An 18860-nucleotide genomic window follows, 5' to 3' on the forward strand; every position below is an offset into this window, starting at 1 on the left:
TGCGTATAGTTATAATAGTTAGTTATTAAGACGGCAGCGTGATGGTAAAAAATATTCTGTACTTTTTGATTGTAGCGCTATTCTGGTCGGTAGCGACATCTGCGCGGGCAAGTATTGGGTCGTATGCTAATCGGGGATTAGCAGAAGATACGGTTTTGAACAGCTTACCGGTTTTGCCCTACCCACAATACGTTTCTGGTGGTAGTGGGGTCTTTCAGGCTTTCTCCAGTATTGAAGTAAAATCGGCTGGTCTGAGTGCTCAACAGTCCCGAAGGCTAAAAGAGCATCTGAAGACGGTTAGCGATGAAACAAAACAAATCAAAGTAAAAGGAACTCTTCATATTGAGCTCTTACTGCTCTCCCAGGTTCAAAACGGACAGGGGGCGTTTTGGGATAAGGCAAAGACTTACAAAGACAGCATTGGAACACAAGGTTACATCTTGTCAGCTGAAAACAGCAAAGTTATAATCAGTGCTCAAAGTGAAACAGGGCTTTTTTATGGTCTTCAGACGCTAAAACAACTACTGAGATCAAATTTTAGTAAGCAGGTATTTATAGCAGACTGGCCCGCTTACCAGGTAAGGGTTGTGTTCGATGATATCAGCCGGGGGCCTATTTCCAAAGTTGATTACATCAAAAAGCAAATTGAAAGATTGGCAGAACAAAAGATCAACTACCTTTCCTTTTATATCGAGCACGTGGTCAAGACTGTCTCGCACCCCGGCTTTGCTCCTGAAAACGGCAATCTGACCATTGCCCAGATCAAAGAGCTGTCAGCGTATGCGGAAAAATACCATATGAAGCTGATCGGCAGTTTTCAGTCCTTTGGGCATTTCGAGAAGATTCTTGCCCTGGATCAATACCGCAGCATGGGAGAGACTCCCTCACTGATATCTCCACTCGATCCGAAAGCCAGACAATTTTTGAAGGATGTGATCGGGGAGCTTTGCGAGGCTTTCAGCGCGGAGTGGTTCAATGTGAACTGTGATGAGACTTTCGATCTTAACAAGGGTAAATCAAAAGAGTATATCGATAGCATAGGTGCTGACCGATTCTATGCTGATCATCTCAACTTTCTGTACGATGTATTAAAAGGCCATAACAAAAAAATGATGATGTGGGGCGACGTAGCGCTTCAACATGAGAGTATTCTGGATATGCTGCCCAAGGATGTGGTTTATCTGAGCTGGGAGTATGGCGCGAACAATGATTACGCTAAATGGATCAGGCCCTTTGCCAGCCGCGGGCTGGAATATATGGTGTGTCCGGGTATACTTAATTCTTACAGGATGTTTCCTGATATGAATATGGCCAAATCTAACATCAACGGGTTTTTATCAGAGGGTAAAAAAAGCGGGGCGACAGGCGCGTTTACTACACTTTGGGACGATGGGGGTGCCTACCTGTTTTCTGTGGACTGGTATGGTGTTTATTACGCGGCAGAGAAAAGCTGGAATCTTCAAAAAAAGAATGAGACTTCTTTCGATCAGCGCTACACTGCAGTTGCTTACAAGTCAGATAACGTTAACTATGTGAAGGCTGTTAATAAACTCTTGCAGCTGAGGAGTCTTGCTTTGACTTACAATATGAATGATCTTGTATGGCATCAACAGATACTTCCAAAACAATCAAAGCAACTTTGGCTCAATAACCAGGATGTGACGGCGGCACAAAAGATTCTGCGCGAGGCTTCTGAACTTCTTAGTGGTAGCCACGCGTCGATCAATCTGGCTGACATTACTGCCCTGCAGCAAACCATTGCCCAGTACCAGATTTTGATGGATTCCCGTCAGTTGGTAGCCAGCGTTGGCAATAATTACAAGACAGCCTCGAAAATCCAACAGACCGACGCTGCCGGCAGCGTCAGGCTTCTTAGCGAGTCAGCAGATTCGATTGGCCTGCTGGCTGGTCGTTACAACGCTCTTGCTGCTAATTTTGAGAAGCTGTGGCTTGCTGAAAACCAGCCCTATTGGCTTGATGTGGTGCTGCAATCCTATAAAAGCAAGGCGACTGCACTCACAGAACTGGAAATGTCTCTAAGAAAACTTGCCGGCACCCAGGCTCAGACCGCGTTGCCTTCGCCGGGTGCTATCGGTGCTGACATTGTGCAGACTCCCCACAGCTATTTTCAGTACTGGCTTTTGGCAGGGCCCTTCCCAACAGAGAAGCAAGGGGTTGTTCCTGACTTTATGTTTTCTGAAAGCAAAGAGTATGACAAGCCACCAATTCCGGGAGCGATTGCTGTTTATCAGAACAAGAACTACCGATGGAAAAAGTTTGCCTCCGACACTGGCGGCCCGGTTGAGCTGGAAGACTACTTTGGGGGCAAATCAAGAGCGGCAGCATATGCCTACTGTACTTTGAATGTAACAGGACAGCAGGTAAGTGAGCTTTTTGTAAAAGCTGCTCAGGGCGCCGAGGTATTTTGTGATGGGGAAAAAGTGGGAGTTATCACCTTAGATCAGACCGATTCAGGTGAGATGCGAATACCGTTGATCTTGAAAAAAGGAAACCATCAGATTTTATTAAAACTACCCGCAGATGATGCCACCCCTTGGAATTTTAGCTTCCGGCTTGGAAACACGGTTCAGGTCGTCAACAGTAAACACAAATATCAGACTAACTCTAAAAACAAGACTTATGAAGCAGAATAGATCGCGGTTTTATATACTACTATGGCTGGCTTTGTCAGTTGCGACAACTGTTGCTGAGGCTCAGAGTGAAAAGCCGCAGGTAAGCCTTGCAGTTGATCAGATTGCCAGATATGTCTCTGATGTAATTCTGGACGCGGAAGGTAAATCCAGATGCGATTACAATATGACCGAGGGTAAATGGTATGATTACGAGGTTCCCTGGCATACTGGGCAGGCTGTGAATGCGCTGCTGGCTGCCTATAAGCATACGGGTAGCAAAAAATACCTGACTGCAGCCATCAAGGCGGGAGACTATTGGGCAGGACTTCAGATCAAAGAACATCCTGTTTTGAAAGGTATGGTTAATGCAAGACATGGCGATTCGATAGGAGAAGATTACATCGTGTTTGCTACCGTATCTGATGGCACCCCGGGAATCTATGAGCTATCCAGGGTTACTAAAAATCCTAAGTATGCCAAAGTAGCAACGTCTGCTGCCTACTGGATGATTAAAAATATGTATGATGCTGACAAGGGGATCTGTTATGATAACATAGATGTTAAAACCGGAGAAGTACTTAAAGAGTATAGCCCGTTTTGGAAAGACAAAGGCCAACAGAGTCTGTTTGACGTGTCGCGTCCGAATACTGAAGGGTCTTTGTTTAAGGATGCTTTTGAGTTTTCTAAAGACAGTCAGTTCAAGGATGCTTTTATTAATCTTTGTAACAGTCTTTTGGAAAAACAAGGACCAGAAGGCGTTTGGATGAGCTTTATGCCCAATTCAGTTGAAGCCAGGTCATTCCACCCGCGTTTTTCTCTTTGGTATGCCGAATCATTGATCGAAGCTTTCAATCTGACTGGCGACCGAAAGTATCTTGATGGGGCCGCGCGAACAGCTGAAGTTTTTGCTGCAGCCCAGCAGAAAGACGGGACAATATTTTATGATAATTACCTGAACGGAAGATTGCCCGACAAGGGGTCAGTGACCGGGTCTGCATCAGCGCTTGCTGGCATTGTCTGGATCAAACTTGTGCAAAACGGCTACAAGCAGTTTGAGGGTAACATCGAAAGGTCGACTATCTGGATCCTGCAAAACCGCTATGCTCAGAACCATCCCGATCCGAACCTGAGAGGAGCTGTGCTCGAAACCCGCACACGTTTCAGGAAAGGTAAGGTATGGCTAACTAACCGTGATACAGGCAGCATCTTTGCGCTACGTTTTCTAGTAGATTATTCCCAATACAAGTTCAAATAAATCCTTCAATCTTTTATCGCTGTTTCCTTATTGTAGTATGAAAAATTTACTCAAAAATCTCAGTGCCTTTCGGGGTTTACTGCTGGGCATGCTGGCTCTGGCCGGTTCGGTCTGCAGTGTATTTGCGCAGCAAAACACAGGAAATATCAAAGGGCAGATTACAGGTAGTAGCGGAGAGATTCTTCCCGGCGCGTCGGTATTTATCAAAGGTACTACCTATGGTGTAGCGACTGATCTTTCAGGAAATTATACACTTTTGAATGTGCCTGTCGGCGAACAGATTATTTCGGTTGTCTATATGGGTTTTAAGTCCTCTGAACAAAATGTGAGCGTCGTTGGGGGCAGAACCGTGTTTCTGAATGTAAGGATGAGCTCGGATGATCTGAATCTGAGCGAGGTGACTGTAACTGCCGCTCAGGAAGGACAAAGAAAAGCTCTGAATCAACAACGAAATTCTGACAATATCAAACAGGTTATATCTGCTGATCTGATGGGGCGATTTCCTGATCTGAACGTAGCAGAGTCGTTGCAGCGTCTGCCTGGGGTCACCATAGGCAGAAACAGCAGTGGGGAAGGGGCTACGGTTCAGATGAGAGGAACGCCGGGAAACTTTACAAACATTAACGTGAACGGAGAGCAGATCATGGGAACCCAGGAGGACGGCTCACGGAATGCTCAGCTGGATGTGATTCCGGTTAATGTGCTTTCTTCTATGGAGGTGGTCAAAACTCTGACTCCGGATCTGGACGGAGATGCAATTGCAGGGGTGATCAATATGAAGACGCCTACGGCCAGCTCGCTTCAGCCTAAATTATCGGTTGATTTAGGAGCAGGTTACAATAATCTTCGTAGCAATCTGAACGGAATCGGAAATATCTCGGCGGGCAAGCGCTTTTTTGCTAACGATAAAAATCCGAATGGCAGGCTCGGGATCATGGCCACAGGAAGCTATTTCAGAACCAAAAATGGCTACGATGAGATACGGGCTCAGGTTTGGGAGGCCAATGATTACGGCAAAGGGAGTATCTATTTTCCGACAGACATCAGGCTGTTGTATGTTGAAAACCAGCGCACAAGGACTGGGACATCGGCTACAATTGATTACAGCTTCAGTCCGACGACAAACATTATCGCCAATGTGATGTACAGCAATCACTTCAATGAGCTGACCCGGTATCGGAAGAGAACCCGGATGCAGACGGCGAGAAACGTTCTGACAGAACAGGGAGAGTATACCAACTCACGGGGCCGTGGTTACAATGAGATCAAGTCTGCCACAGAGGACAACAGTAGCTTGAACTTTAACATTCAAGGGGAGACTGTGATAGGCTCTGTGAAGCTGGATGCGGGTGTTTTTATGAACGAGTCCGAGTTTGTGAACAGATCAGGTATTTATAATTTCATCACCGGAAATATTCCGCTTGCCATATCTGACATCAGTACTGACTACCTGTCAGCTTATGGGACTGACTGGAAAAATAACGCCTCGCTTTATACCTACAACACAGTAGAAAGAGACTGGTGGAACACGAAAGGTAAAAACCTTACAGCCCGTCTTAATGCAAGTGTACCTTATAAGATCGGAAACAACTCAGCCTTTTTTAAGGCAGGAGCGAAAGTTAAGCGCATGCACAACCAGCGCTCACGGCCGGATGAAACCGTGGTTACAACTTACGCAGGAGCGGCTGCAGCGGGGAATCTTACCAACTTCAGCGGTAACCCTGAGATCTCTTCTGATCTTTTGGATGGGAATACCAATTTCGGCCTTGGCGTAGATAAGGACAAAACAATCAGTTTTCTGGATCAGAATCTGGGAACAGCGCTTTTCCCTATCAATGTGGGAGCGACCAGAAACAGTATCGACTCTTATTACTACGATGCAGTTGAAACTGTTTCATCGGGTTATATCATGAACAGGATTCAGTTTAATAAGCTGATGTTTCTTGTGGGAGCTCGCATCGAACAAACCAAGGTAGATTACAAGGGGAATGTTATTCAAACTGATGTAGACGGTAATTGGGTATCTACAACACCGAACCAGAAAAAGAATGATTACATCAAGGTGCTTCCCAACATCCAGTTTAAATATGATCTGGATAAATCCTCCTTGCTGCGCGCTGCTTTGACCTATGGTTATTCACGTCCCAACTTTGTAGATCTGGTGCCGGGGCGTGTGATTAGTCTTTTGAGCGAGACGGTCACTGATGGAAATCCTGAACTACAGCCTGCATTTGCAACCAACTTTGATCTAATGTATGAGAAGTATCTGAGTAATCTTGGAATTATATCAGGTGGACTCTTTTACAAGAAAATCAATAAGTTCCAATACAATAGCGTCTTTGCGCTGGCAGGTGATGAATTCGAAGGCGCTGAGCGCTACACTGGCTGGAGATGGTTCAGAACCCTGAATGGAAACACTGCCAATGTGTATGGAATGGAGCTAAACCTTCAGGCCAACCTTACTTTCCTTCCGGGCATTCTTAAAGGTCTTTCGGTGCTTGCCAACTATACCTATACGCATTCAAATGCAGATGCGCAGTTCCGTAAGGATCTTAGACTGCCAGGTCAGGCTAAGCATACAGCCAACGGCTCACTTTCTTTCAACCATAAGCGTTTGACGATGCAGGCGAATCTGAACTACAACGGTTCTTACACGGTGCTTTTGGGTGATCAGGATGCAACTGATGTGATACGTCACGACAGAATTCAGATAGATGCCAACGCCTCTTACCGCATTACGGATAAAATCTCAATCTATGCAGAAGCGCAAAACATCGGGAAGGCTCCCCAGGTCGATTATTTCGGAGAGCGGGATAGAATCTATCAAAAGCAGTTTTATTCTTTCTGGGGACGGGCTGGTGTAAAGCTAAGATTTTAGAGAAATAAAAATCAAATACTCACGTAACAGACAATAATTTAAATTCACACAAAATGACAATGATTAAAAAGGGCACGGCAGCAGAGTTGAATGTAGTTGTTTTTGAAAACAGAGACCAGCTTGGGCAGTATGCCGCTGAGGCGGTTGCTGAAAAAATAAATGAGCTGTTAAAAAGCCAACAGTCGGTAAACATCATATTTGCTGCAGCCGCTTCACAGAACGAGTTTTTAGCAACACTTATAAAACTTGATGTGGATTGGACGCGTGTGAATGCCTTTCATATGGATGAATATATAGGACTTGCAAGAGGAGCAAAACAACACTTTTCTCATTTTCTTTCAGAGAAAATTTTTGATAGAGTACCGTTTGCAAATGTATTCTGCCTGGATGGTAGCGCCAGTGATACAAAAGCAGAGTGCGAGCGTTACGAAGCTTTACTGCTGAAGTATCCTACCGATATCACCTGCATGGGGATAGGGGAGAACACGCACCTGGCCTTCAACGACCCTTATATTGCAGATTTTAACGAGGACAGGTTGGTAAAAGTCGTTGAGCTTGCTGTCGAAAGCCGGCAGCAGCAAGTAAATGAAGACTGCTTCGATACGCTTGACCAGGTTCCTGAGTTTGCTTATACGCTAAGCGTTCCAGCTCTTTTGAAAGCCAAATACATCTACAGCATGGTTCCCGGCTCATCAAAAGCACAGGCGGTTTTTTATACATTAAATGACGATATTTCAGAAAAGTATCCATCAACGATTCTGCGCACGCTGCCGAATGCTTACCTGCTGCTTGATCAGGATAGTTTTGAGCTTGTAGAAACTGAAGCAGAAATTTCACCGGTACTTTTTGACTGATCTTATGGCCCGGTCAAAGGCCGGGCCTGTCCGAAAACAAAATCAGGCTTTATAGCTGTTTTAAAACCCGACTATGACAGATAAAATAAGTGGAAACTACAGGTGGGTGATTTGCACCCTGCTCTTTTTTGCAACCACGATCAATTACTTGGACCGGCAGGTACTGGGTCTTTTAAAGCCTATTCTTGAACAGCAGTACAACTGGACTGAAACGGATTACAGCTACATCGTGATGGCCTTTTCTTCGACCTACGCCGTGGGTCTGGTTGTTTTCGGAAGAATTATCGACAAGATTGGCGCGCGGTCGGGCTATTCTATATCAGTTACCATCTGGAGTATTGCTGCGATGTGTCACGCGCTGGTCAACAGCGCTTTTGGTTTCGGTCTGGCAAGAGCGGCCTTGGGAATCGGAGAATCCGGAAACTTCCCGGCTGCTGTCAAGACTGTTACAGAATGGTTTCCCAAAAGGGAGCGTGCACTTGCAACAGGTATTTTTGATTCCGGAGCTAATATCGGAGCCTGTGTAGCACCGATTATGGTGCCGTGGCTTCTGGGAATCTACGGTTGGCAGGCTGCTTTTATCATCACGGGCGCGATAGGTTTTTTCTGGCTGATCGCCTGGAGAATAATCTATCGCCAGCCCGAGCAGCATCCGAAGCTCTCTGCCGGTGAGCTTCAGTATATCAGAATTGATGATACCGAATCGGAGCGCGAAGCAGATCAGCAGGCTTTGCTGGGTGAGCAGGGCCAGAAGTTGAACTGGACTGCGCTCTTCTCTTTGAAACCGACATGGTCATTTATAGCGGGAAAGTTTTTGACCGACCCGATCTGGTATTTTTTTCTCTTCTGGCTACCGTCTTATTTCAGTACGACATTTAATCTGGACCTTAAAAAGCCTGGCCTTCCGCTGGTGATTGTTTATTCTGCTGCCACGATCGGAGCAGTGGGAGGAGGGTTTTTATCTTCTTGGTTTATCAAAAAAGGATGGAGTGTGTCCAAATCCAGAAAAGCAGCACTTTTTATAGCCGCTTTGTGCGTGGTGCCTATCCTGGGTGCTCGTTTCGTAACGGACATCTGGGCGGCTGTGGGGCTGATCGGGCTTGCTGTAGCAGGTAATGCGGCGTGGAGTTCGAATATTTACACGATTGTTTCGGACATGCTACCCAAAAATACGGTGAGCTCAGTGATTGGCATCGGAGGGATGGCAGGGGCAATCGGAGGTGTGTTATTTCCACTGCTGATCGGGACTATTCTGGACTATTACAAAGGTATCGGCAATCTGGTAGCGGGCTATAATGTGATCTTTTTACTATGCAGTGTCTCGTTTCTTATCGCATGGCTTGCCATACATTTGATCACACCTAAAATAGAGCCTGTTTCGGTGTAGAGCAGTGGGGTTGATCATGCTCAATTCAAGGGGGAAGAGCTTTGCTGTATTCCCCTTTTTTGTGTAATGTGGGTGCCCGTCTGGTTGATATGCATGGCCCCAGACGGGCCGATATTGAAGTGTTAGGAGAGTGAAAATTCTGTCCGGATCTGACAGGGAGCCAGTCCTTTTTGTTGGTTTAATTAACACGAACTTTGTCTGAGTGCGGAATCCAAATAGACCAGATTTTATCGGAGTGCAAAGATTTGATGGAAAAGTTCTTGGCATGATTTTATTCCTCTGTTAATTGTCAAATCAACGAATAACTTCATTTTAACAAAATAAAATCATGGAAAAGAATTCAAAATCAGATAAAGCATATATCAACACCAATCCTTTTGCAAGCCAGAAAGATACCACAGCTCAGAGCCGGGTCGTAAGCAAGGAGGGGAAACGTCCAAGGATTCAAAAACCTGTTTACACCGTACGGTTTTTATGATTGGTGACAGCTCAGAAGCGCAAAAAAAGAGTTACTGTACTTTGAAAGCTGGTATTACTGCCGCCTGATACAAATTTATATCATACAAAATAGTCGGTGTAAATCTCCGGCTATTTTTTTAACCTGGAGACAGGATAGCCTACTGACTCATAGCGCATCGCCAGCCGGCAGGAAGAGTGTAAAAATTGAACCGCTGCCTGGGGAACTGCTTGCCGAAATAGTCCCACCATGAAGAGCCACTATTTTTTTGCAGATCGACAAGCCAATGCCGGTTCCTTCATATTGCTTTTGGGAATGAAGGCGCTGAAAGACTTCAAAGATTTTTTCCGAGTACTGCTGCTCAAAACCAATTCCGTTATCGATGACCTGAATATGTATCCACTGCTGGCTTTTATCCAGGTCAAACTGATCAGACTGCTGCTTCGACAGACGACTTGCTTTGATCTCAATCGCAGGTGTTACTCCTTTGGCGGTGAATTTAATAGCGTTTGCCAGCAGGTTCTGAAACAGTAGCATCAGTTGAGCTGCATTACAAGTGATAGGGAAACTATGGTCGGCCACAACCACTGCAGCTTTTTCATTGATAAGGTATTCAAGGTTGGCCTTGGCCAGCTCAATGATCGTAGACAACTCAACGGTTTCATTTAACGGAACAGGTCCTGAATTGATCCGAGAATAGTCTAGCAGATCCTTCACTACCAGATGCATCCTTTCTGAAGAAATTTTCAGTCGCGACAGTAAATCAGTAGCCTCATGCGGAACCGTATCACCAAATTTTTCGATAATCAGATCGGTCAGTAACCTTACTTTGCGTATCGGCTCCTGGAGGTCATGGGAGGCCACAAAAGCGTAACGGGCCAGTTCCTGGTTGCTGCGGTTGAGCTCGGTAATTGTATCATCCAGCTGTTTCTGCCTGATCTCCATTTCTTGCCTGACCTGCCTCAATTCCTGGTTGTCGCGCAAAGTTTGCTCTACCATTTTTTGTGCAGCTATGTTGACAATGAAGCCGAACCACTGGATTACGTTGCCTGAACTATCCAGCTGGGGTGTCATAGAGAGCAAATGCCAAACCTTTCCTGTGGTGTCAGACAGGTTGACCTCAAGCTGAAACGGCAGATGAGTAGCCAGTTTTAGCTGTAGTTGTTCGATATCCACACTCAGATGATGAATCCTGACCCAGTCCAGCCAGTTTGTGTCTTCGAGCGTAGTGAGCGTTTTTCCTGTGAAATTAAGAAACCATCGGTTCGCATAGACTATTTGGTGATCGGCAGCAAGGGTAAACATCATCAAAGGCAGCGAGCCGGTCAGCTCCTGATAGCGGTTCTCACTTTCAACCAGGTTATCAGCCAGCTGCTGGAGCTCGATATTTTTCCTTTTTACTTCCTCGTAAGGCGATATTGCTTGTGAACTTCTGAATGCCTGCCTGCACTTTTCGATCAGTGACTGCGTAAGATTTACAGACCTTGGCGGCTCTACACGAATTGAAACTTCCGTATCCGTAATATCGAAGTAGCCTGCAAGCTTTCGGGCATAGTTGAAATTTTCATTGGCCAGGTTAAGTCTGGCCAGAGCAGGGCTTTTGATACTCGCACAGATCATCAGTGGCTTGGCTTTATATTTGTTCAAAGACAGGCTCAATACACTGTTACTGCCATGCTCAATCATAAAACGCACCACCTCAGAAACAGCGGTAGCGAAACTGGTTTGCGCAACCAGTCCTAACCCGCACATTTCGGCAAGCTGCATGGATCTCCGATGCGCCAGCACCAGATCCTGGTCATTTTCAAGATTAAATAGAATGATCTCCATGCTGTAAATTAATTTACTTTAACAACGAGTACAGACATGTCATCAGACTGGCGTGCATAGTCTTTATAGATTACTGCGGCGAGTATTGACAAATCATATTTAAAAACAGCAGGATGCTTGCTGGTATCCCAGCGTGTCGAAATGCCGTCAGAGCAAAGGATCAGGTAGCTGCCCGTTTCATTTTCAATGGTCTGCGGCTGCAACCTTGCCGAAATGTTGACACCGATAATGCCGTTGTAGGGCATGTAGGTTTTCGCCGTAAGCGCATTGCATAACCTGGTTGAAATGTTGCCCACACCACAGATTTTCCAGATTTTATTGACCAAGTCGAAAACGGCCACGGTTGCAACTAGCCCCCTGGTGTCTTTCACATATCTGTGAATGTCGTTGATGATCTCACTGGGGTTGTTGAACACAGATTTACGGAATGCCTCGCAGGCGCGTTGTGCAGCCAGATGCGCCAGCGGGCCGTGGCCAAGTCCGTCGGCCAGAATAACTTTAAAAAAATAGGGGTTTGCTTTCCATGCGAAACCATCGCCGCAAACGGTTTCTCCTGGTTTATTCAGAACAATAGGGTATGCCCAGGGTTTCGCCGGATTTGCCGGAAGGGCTACGGAAAAAATCCGGGACAAAAGTACGGTTCCCCAGCCTTTGAGAGAATACAGTTGAAACTGATCAGAAAGCCTTTTTATTGATCCCAGGCCATGTCCCAAAGTTTTTGTTGTCGATACACCGTCCTCAATCATACGGGCGGGATCTGACATTCCCGGCCCGTTATCAACACTTATTATTTCTATACCTGCATTTCCGTTTTCGGATAAAGTGCGGACGATTAGCTCGCCTCCATTCGCGTGTTTTAATAAATTGGTCGCGATTTCAGAAACAACCAGTTCAAGCTCAGCAATCCTTTTGGCAGGCAGGGCCGCTGCTACGGCAATTTTTACTATGTCTTTTTTTAATATACCCAGATAGCTGCGGTCATTAAGGTTGAAAACCACTTGCTTGTTGCTATCCATTTTTCCATTTTAAAATTTTTACAGTCGTCCCCTTGCCTGGAGTGCTTTGAATTGAAAATTCGTTTACCAGGCGTTTGGCGCCGGGTAAACCCATCCCAAGCGTCCGGCCGGTAGTAAATCCATCCTGCATGGCCTTGTCTACATCTGCAATGCCAGGTCCTTTGTCTTCGAATGTAAGTTGTATACCTTCCAATTTGCCTCGTGTGATTATTTCCAGCCTCATGATGCCGCCTCCACCATAAATGAGCATGTTCCGCGCAAGTTCACTGGTTGCAGTGATTAGTTTTGTCTGGTTAACAAGACCCATACCTATTTTCCCCGCAACTTCTTTAACCCGGTTGCGACAAAAAATCAGATCACGCTCCTGCTGGATAGCCATATTTTCTTTAATCATCATCAGCGGTGGTGTCATCTTCCTGGCCGGTTATCATTCTGGATTCAAGCAATGCCATTCCTTTTTCTACATTCAGAGCTGTATGTACTCCGGAAAGTGGCAGCCCTAACTCAATAAGTGTAATGGCTACTGCAGGCTGCATACCTACCACCACCGTCTCAGCATCCATGATACTGGACATCCCGGCGATGTTACCTATGATTTTACCCATGAATGAATCGACAATGGATAAGGCAGAGATATCAATCAGTACCCCCTTGGCCCCGGTTTTAAATACCATCTGGATCAGGTCTTCCTCCAAGTTTAAGGCCAGCCGGTCATACAGATCTACCTGGATGGTAACCAGCAAAAACTTTCCCATTTTAAGAATAGGAATTCTTTCCATATCGTGATCGCTTCTTATTATCCGTTAACTTTTTCTTTTTGCACGCGTCGTACTTCCAGCTGTAGCGTATTGAACGCATATTTCAAGGCACTCTCCAAAGTCGCCTTCGTGATCATTTGGGAAAGGTCGATGCCCAGGTGCACCACCGTTTGTGCTATTTCAGGGCGTATACCACTGATGATACACTCAGCCCCCATCAGACGGGTCGCGTTGACAGTCTTGATCAGATGCTGTGCCACCAGTGAATCCACCGCTGGCACACCTGAGATATCAAGGATAGCAATGCTGCTGCCGGTATCTACAATCCCCTGAAGAAGATTTTCCATAACTACCTGAGTGCGCGCACTGTCCAGGGTTCCGATGATCGGCATTGCCAGAATTCCGTTCCAAACCCGGATGACAGGTGTAGAGAGTTCGGCCATTTCATCAGATTGCTGAGAAATGATATCTTCTCTGCCTGTGATGAAGGTTTCAAAACTAAGTATACCGATGTTGTCAATGAACTTGCTGATTTGGATACTGGCGTGGTAGAGTTTAACCGGATCTGATTCGATCTGTTCACTTAGCACTTTTAAAAGTGCATCTTTGAGCGTAAAGATGTAAGTCGCTGTTTCTCTGGGAGAAAATCCCTGGCGTGCCCTGGAAATAGTCAGGCTTGAAACATAGTCGGTCAAAGCTTCAAGCTCCCAAGAGGTGAAATCCTGGATGTTGTGCTCGGTAATGCTACCGAAAAGCAGATCAACAAACTCAGACGACTGTGCCTGGAGCTCGTCGTGGGTGTTAAAGTTGGAGGATGCTTCAGTGTCCGAATCCTGGGCCTGAAGCCAGAGTGTCAATACCTGGTCTTTTTTAGACCGCAACAGGTCAATAATATCTCTTTCCATTTAATCGCTTAAAGTTTTTGTTTGATCAAAAAAAGAAAGCGCCTGCAACGATTTGGCAAGCGCTTTGTTCGGGTGTGCAATGTAGGGTTATTATTCTTTATTCCTTGTTTATTGTTACTTTTTGTAAGGATAAACTTTGAGGATTTATGGCACGGACGATATATGGTGACAACTGTCAGGACGTAGGTATGTCTGAATGGCGATTTTACAGGAAAGCAGCAAATTGGTTTTCTATATTCAGCGCTATCTGATTTAATCCAACCGATGTGCTGGGCTTGATTAAAAAATCTGTCGCGCCTGCTTCAAAAGCCTGGCTTTGTAGGTCCGGGCTGGAAGATGTGGAGATGAAAATTACCGGAATGCTTTGCAGTGCAGGGACACTTTTAAGTTTTTTGATTGTTTCCAGTCCATTCATAAATGGCATATTCATGTCCATTAGCACAAGAACCGGCGCTGCAATCTGGGGTTCAGACCCTAACTTTTCCAGAAACTCGACACCATCTTTGCATTCGATAATAACTACATTTTTAACGGTTTTGCGGACAGCTTCGCTGAGAAATAATCTGTCATCTTCGTCATCATCAACCAGGTAAAGTGTAGATTGGGTTTTCATAGGTATTTAAAGTATTCTACAAGGTACAACTTATAAACGCATATATCGTGCATAAACCAGTTATCTCTTCATCGGCCAGAAAACTATCCCCTTCATCTGATCTTCAGAAGTAGTAAAACAGGATGTGACAGGTGTCGAGAAAATGCTACGCGAAGGCAAAGAAGTCACCAGACAAACACTGGATCCTGGCCACACCGGCGAGAAGATAACAATCAGGCGGAAGATGCTGTCTGTCCGTACAGTTATTCCGCATTACAGTACACAAAAGGCAAGATAGTCCAGACTGCAGCTTGCGGTTAGATTAAAGCTGATTTGAGCGTGTATGAGCTGGCTATCTATTGCCCTGGGACACACCTGACAGTATACAGTGAGGGTAGTCGCTTATTCTGCAGAAATATATATTTATTTGAAGAGCTCTTTGTTTGGCGACTAATCGCTAAATTACTGCGGGTTACGTTCAGATCGTTCGGTAATTAAAGAAAGTCATGCCATTGTACAATTTAGACCGTGCTGCCACGGTGAGCCGCTTTCTGACACTGGAAGTAGACAGAAGAAATGAACTGCAACAAATAGTCGATTTAGCAGCTGAGGTATGTGGAACCCGAATGGCACTGATTACGCTGCTTGACGAACAAATGCAATACATGCAATTTGTAGCGGGTTTTCAGCTACAAGACCCCGTCACAGACCATGACTTCTGCCATCATACGATTCAGAGTGACGCAATTCTGGAAGTGACTGATGCAAGGCAGGATAAACGGTTTTATGATAACCCTCTGGTAGTCGGTGAGCCTCATGTAAGGTTTTACGCCGGAGCAGCTCTTGCTACCCGTGATGGATACGTGCTGGGTTGTCTTTCTGTGCTAGACAGCGAGCCAGGGCATCTGAGCGGGAATCAAAGAAAGATGCTGCAGGCCTTATCCGGACAGATTATTCAGATTATAGAGTTTGACCTGAGCATCAGCTTGCTGAAAGATCAGGTAGAGCAGCTTCAAGTATCTGAAATAAAGCTGAATTCTTTCTTTGAAAGTACAGTGAGCTGCCATTTACTGATCGGCAAAGAGCTGGAAGTGCTGGCTTACAATAGGATGGTCGCTGGTTTTATAGATGAGTATCTGCAAATGCAGCTCCGAGAGAAAATGGCAATTTCTGAATTTCTCCACGATGACTACAAGGCGGACTTTATACTGAACTATAACGCGGCCATTCAGGGGCAGACTGTGACCAGTGAGAAAGAGCTCACCTATCAAAACGGCCGGAGGATATACTGGTATATGAATTTCGAACCTGCTTTTGGCAGGGACAGGGAAATTATCGGGGTGTCATTTAATGCTACGGATATCACCGAGAGAATTCATCAGGGCCAGCTTGTCCTAAAGCAAAACCAGGCGCTGAGAAAAATTGCCTATGTGCAGTCGCATGAGCTCAGGCGGCCCGTGTCATCTATACTCGGTATTGTCGAACTGATCAAATCCGAGGTGATACCAACAAGTATCAAAGAGGAGATCACGATGCTCGACCAGGCAGCGAAAGAACTTGATGTAAAGATCCGCGAAGTTATCAGTTTTACGGCCTAACCTTTTGATGCTGGTTCATACCCAATAACCTGCAGTTTCATCAATAGGTAGTCTGTTTCCCGCCCCTCTTGCGATTCAGGTAAATGGATGTGCCGGATTGGATAGCGGTACATATGATGACAACCAGTCATTACTTTTGTACGAAGGTATTTCAATTGATACCGGATCTCCGTTCAGTATCTGGGAAACCTGTGTTTTGGTAAGCGGTTTTTGCAGGAAAGCCCTTAGCTCGGGATACTGTGCTGCGCTTTCAGCGTCCCTTGTGTCCGTCGACGAGCTTACCAGATATATTTCCGGAGCGTAACCTGATGGCATCAATAATCTGAGTTTTTCCAGGAATTGCCATCCATTCATGATCGGCATATTAATATCAAGAAGAATTACCTCCGGCAGTAGCTCAGGTCTGCCCATATTCAGAATCAAAAACTCCATGGCCTCCAAACCATTGTTGTAGCGTAAGATCTGATGTTCAACAGAAACGGTCTGTATCAATTTCCTGTGCAAAAAATGACACAGCGGGTCATCGTCTATAATCGCGATCTTCATATCAGGTTGAGTGAGTTGGCAAATCAGTCTTTTACTGGAAATAATTGTGCTAGCTACACTTTAAAACAGAGTCATGAAGGTTGTTTTAATATGTATCCCAGATCAAACATGAGTCAGATCGGGTAACAAGTTGAAAACCAGTATGAGCTTGTAGGGCAAACCCATAGCTAATGTTCGACACTTTACAGATTTTTTGTATCGTTGCGGCTTCAGTCATATAACAAGGGGTATTTTGGGGTTATTTCTCCATAACGTATAGGGGCTTTTGGGTTGAATTTTCCACAAATCTGTTGGGTGTATACGCACATGGATTAGGTATTTGTAATGGCATTTTCAGGCTCGCTGCCTCACGCATGCGGGATCGAGCCTGAAGAAGACCGGTTTACGATTTACTATGTTGTCCTGCTCATCTTACGTCAAGTCGCTGGGCCAGCTATTTAATATACACCACGGCATGGGCAATTATGCGTAAGTTTACAGGTAATCATCACAACCAAATGACTCATTCCCTTTTTAGTCCCGAAGAAAACCGGCGAATACAAGCCCTTAAGGAATACAACATTCTTGACTCAATTTCAGAAAAAGAGTATGATGATATCACCAAGCTGGCTTCACAAATTTGCCAGACTCCCGTATCATTGATTAGTCTGATTGATGATACGAGGCAGTGGTTTAAGTCGAATCACGGTCTGTTTGTTAGAGAGACGCCTCGCGAATATGCCTTTTGCACGCATACGATTCAGAATCCTTCACAGGTATTTGTTGTTCCCGATTCTCGGGTTGATGCACGTTTTTCGGATAACCCGCTTGTGTCGGATGATCCCTATGTGATTTTCTATGCAGGTGCGCCACTGGTCGATTCAAATGGTTTTGCACTGGGGTCTTTGTGTGTGATAGATCACAAGCCTAATTCGCTTTCGGAGCAGCAGTTGCAAGCCTTACAGGTCCTGGCTGGAAACGTCGTTTCACTAATGGAAAACAGAAAAACGCAGCGTTCCCTCAAAATACTGCATAAGGTGCTCGAAGAGCGGCACCAGGAAAGCGAGAGTACCAAAAAGCGCATAGAAGGTATTATATCTGACAGTCTTGATCCTGTTCTCAAAGAAGCTAAAACCATCATCGATCAAACAAAATGGCAAAATGTGCAGGAATTGACAGAAAAGATTGCTGTTGCTTTAGAATTAGTGGCAAAAATAAAGGAAGAAATAAAACGCTGATCGCCGTTGCGACAACCTGTAACATCGACCTGGCAAATTTTGATTGCATCTGGCAAAGAATCTAAGCCTAAGACCAGTTGTGAATAGGATAAAATAGGGATATAGTATTGTAATATTAGATTAATTTGCGATATTCAAATAGCATTTGGTTATTGTTATATATCATTAACTTGTAGCTATTATGAGATCTTTTCTATACGGGCTTATCTGCATTTGTATCTTTGTACAGGTTTGCCACAGTCAGCGTATTGCATCATCCGTCAGCAGGGTACCGCGCGTGAGCATCCGGGTTGTGGACAAAGAAACCCTGCAACCGATTGATGCAAGAATCTTGATCACAAATCAGCACGTCGATCATTCAATTACACCCCTATTTGAAGACAAATCCTACAAATACAAGTTGACGCTCACAGATACGGTCAATATTTCTATATATGCGGTTGGTTATCATATGCTCAATGAGTCGCTGGTGATCGGTGAGATCAATGGCGTAGAGACCTATTATCTTACTGCGAACCATTCTTCTTCAGAAAGTCAGCATACAGCCGGCAATCCAATTCTGGCCGAAGAGATCAGCGCAATTATTTACTTCTCTCAAAGTAATACCGATATCGCTCCAAGGTCTGTTCGGCACTTGGAAAGGGTAGGGGCGTATCTTCAAAAGAACAAGGTAAGTGCTGTAAGTCTGCAAGGTCATACAGACAATGTTGGTGATCCGCAGAAGAATATGTTGTTGTCCATAGACCGGAATAGCGTAGTGAGGTCATACCTATTAAAATCGAGCGATCTGGATGGACTGATTTCCAGTAAATCCTTCGGCGGCAGCAAACCGGCAGCACCCAACGACTGCGAGCAGAACAAGCGGTTTAATCGCCGTGTGGAAGTTCGTCTTTCCCTTCCTAATTAAGTATTAAAAATTTATGACACTTTGAAT

At 45.2% G+C, this 18860-nt stretch carries 16 protein-coding genes; 9 read left to right on the plus strand and 7 right to left on the minus strand.

All coding sequences use genetic code 11. From position 1 onward, the window contains the following. The first annotated feature begins 41 nt into the window (after positions 1-41). The 6 genes from DSL64_RS08265 to DSL64_RS28940 all read left to right on the plus strand — a co-directional run bounded on the left by DSL64_RS08265 (position 42) and on the right by DSL64_RS28940 (position 9485). Positions 42-2654, plus strand: a complete 2613-nt coding sequence (locus DSL64_RS08265) for a glycoside hydrolase family 20 zincin-like fold domain-containing protein (RefSeq protein WP_115830202.1) — start codon at positions 42-44, stop codon at positions 2652-2654. After that, a complete protein-coding gene (locus DSL64_RS08270; protein ID WP_115830204.1) occupies positions 2641-3888 on the plus strand; it encodes a hypothetical protein in 1248 nt (415 codons plus the stop codon). The genes DSL64_RS08265 and DSL64_RS08270 overlap by 14 nt, the downstream gene beginning before the upstream one ends. A 37-nt stretch (positions 3889-3925) precedes the next feature. Next, on the plus strand, positions 3926-6766 hold the full coding sequence (locus DSL64_RS08275; protein WP_199539350.1) for a TonB-dependent receptor: 2841 nt from the start codon (positions 3926-3928) through the stop codon (positions 6764-6766). 53 nt (positions 6767-6819) lie between these two features. Beyond that, a complete protein-coding gene (locus DSL64_RS08280; protein ID WP_199539351.1) occupies positions 6820-7620 on the plus strand; it encodes a 6-phosphogluconolactonase in 801 nt (266 codons plus the stop codon). Between the two features lie 73 nt (positions 7621-7693). Then, positions 7694-9007, plus strand: coding sequence for an MFS transporter (locus tag DSL64_RS08285; protein WP_115830205.1), 1314 nt, complete (start codon positions 7694-7696; stop codon positions 9005-9007). 328 nt (positions 9008-9335) lie between these two features. Continuing rightward, positions 9336-9485: a hypothetical protein gene (locus DSL64_RS28940; protein ID WP_158547899.1), complete on the plus strand. Its 150-nt coding sequence runs from the start codon at positions 9336-9338 to the stop codon at positions 9483-9485. 147 nt (positions 9486-9632) lie between these two features. Here the strand turns inward: DSL64_RS28940 and DSL64_RS08290 are convergent, their stop codons facing one another. The 6 genes from DSL64_RS08290 to DSL64_RS08315 form a co-directional block, all read right to left on the minus strand. Further along, positions 9633-11294 carry an ATP-binding protein gene (locus tag DSL64_RS08290; protein WP_115830206.1) on the minus strand — a complete coding sequence of 554 codons (1662 nt, stop codon included), beginning with the start codon at positions 11292-11294 and terminating at the stop codon, positions 9633-9635. A gap of 8 nt (positions 11295-11302) precedes the next feature. Then, entirely contained in the window at positions 11303-12310 is a 1008-nt protein-coding gene (locus DSL64_RS08295) for an ATP-binding SpoIIE family protein phosphatase (RefSeq protein WP_115830208.1), read from the minus strand. Beyond that, positions 12303-12722 (minus strand): anti-sigma regulatory factor, encoded by a 420-nt coding sequence (locus DSL64_RS08300; protein WP_229216999.1) that lies wholly within the window; start codon positions 12720-12722, stop codon positions 12303-12305. The genes DSL64_RS08295 and DSL64_RS08300 overlap by 8 nt, the downstream gene beginning before the upstream one ends. Continuing rightward, positions 12697-13089 (minus strand): STAS domain-containing protein, encoded by a 393-nt coding sequence (locus DSL64_RS08305; protein ID WP_115830209.1) that lies wholly within the window; start codon positions 13087-13089, stop codon positions 12697-12699. The genes DSL64_RS08300 and DSL64_RS08305 overlap by 26 nt, the downstream gene beginning before the upstream one ends. Before the next feature lie 17 nt (positions 13090-13106). Beyond that, positions 13107-13973: an STAS domain-containing protein gene (locus DSL64_RS08310; RefSeq protein WP_115830210.1), complete on the minus strand. Its 867-nt coding sequence runs from the start codon at positions 13971-13973 to the stop codon at positions 13107-13109. A 205-nt stretch (positions 13974-14178) separates the two neighbouring features. Continuing rightward, positions 14179-14586, minus strand: coding sequence for a response regulator (locus DSL64_RS08315; protein ID WP_115830211.1), 408 nt, complete (start codon positions 14584-14586; stop codon positions 14179-14181). Between the two features lie 485 nt (positions 14587-15071). Between DSL64_RS08315 and DSL64_RS08320 the strand changes: the two genes are divergently transcribed. Continuing rightward, a complete protein-coding gene (locus tag DSL64_RS08320; protein ID WP_115830213.1) occupies positions 15072-16163 on the plus strand; it encodes a GAF domain-containing protein in 1092 nt (363 codons plus the stop codon). A gap of 75 nt (positions 16164-16238) precedes the next feature. Here the strand turns inward: DSL64_RS08320 and DSL64_RS08325 are convergent, their stop codons facing one another. Beyond that, positions 16239-16709 carry a response regulator gene (locus tag DSL64_RS08325; RefSeq protein WP_115830214.1) on the minus strand — a complete coding sequence of 157 codons (471 nt, stop codon included), beginning with the start codon at positions 16707-16709 and terminating at the stop codon, positions 16239-16241. A gap of 497 nt (positions 16710-17206) precedes the next feature. Between DSL64_RS08325 and DSL64_RS08330 the strand changes: the two genes are divergently transcribed. Beyond that, a complete protein-coding gene (locus DSL64_RS08330) occupies positions 17207-17926 on the plus strand; it encodes a GAF domain-containing protein (RefSeq protein WP_115830267.1) in 720 nt (239 codons plus the stop codon). Positions 17927-18107: 181 nt separating this feature from the next. Next, positions 18108-18833 (plus strand): OmpA family protein, encoded by a 726-nt coding sequence (locus tag DSL64_RS08335; RefSeq protein ID WP_115830215.1) that lies wholly within the window; start codon positions 18108-18110, stop codon positions 18831-18833. Positions 18834-18860 lie beyond the last annotated feature (27 nt).

Origin of the sequence: Dyadobacter luteus (assembly GCF_003383615.1) — a bacterium.
Taxonomy (GTDB): domain Bacteria; phylum Bacteroidota; class Bacteroidia; order Cytophagales; family Spirosomataceae; genus Dyadobacter; species Dyadobacter luteus.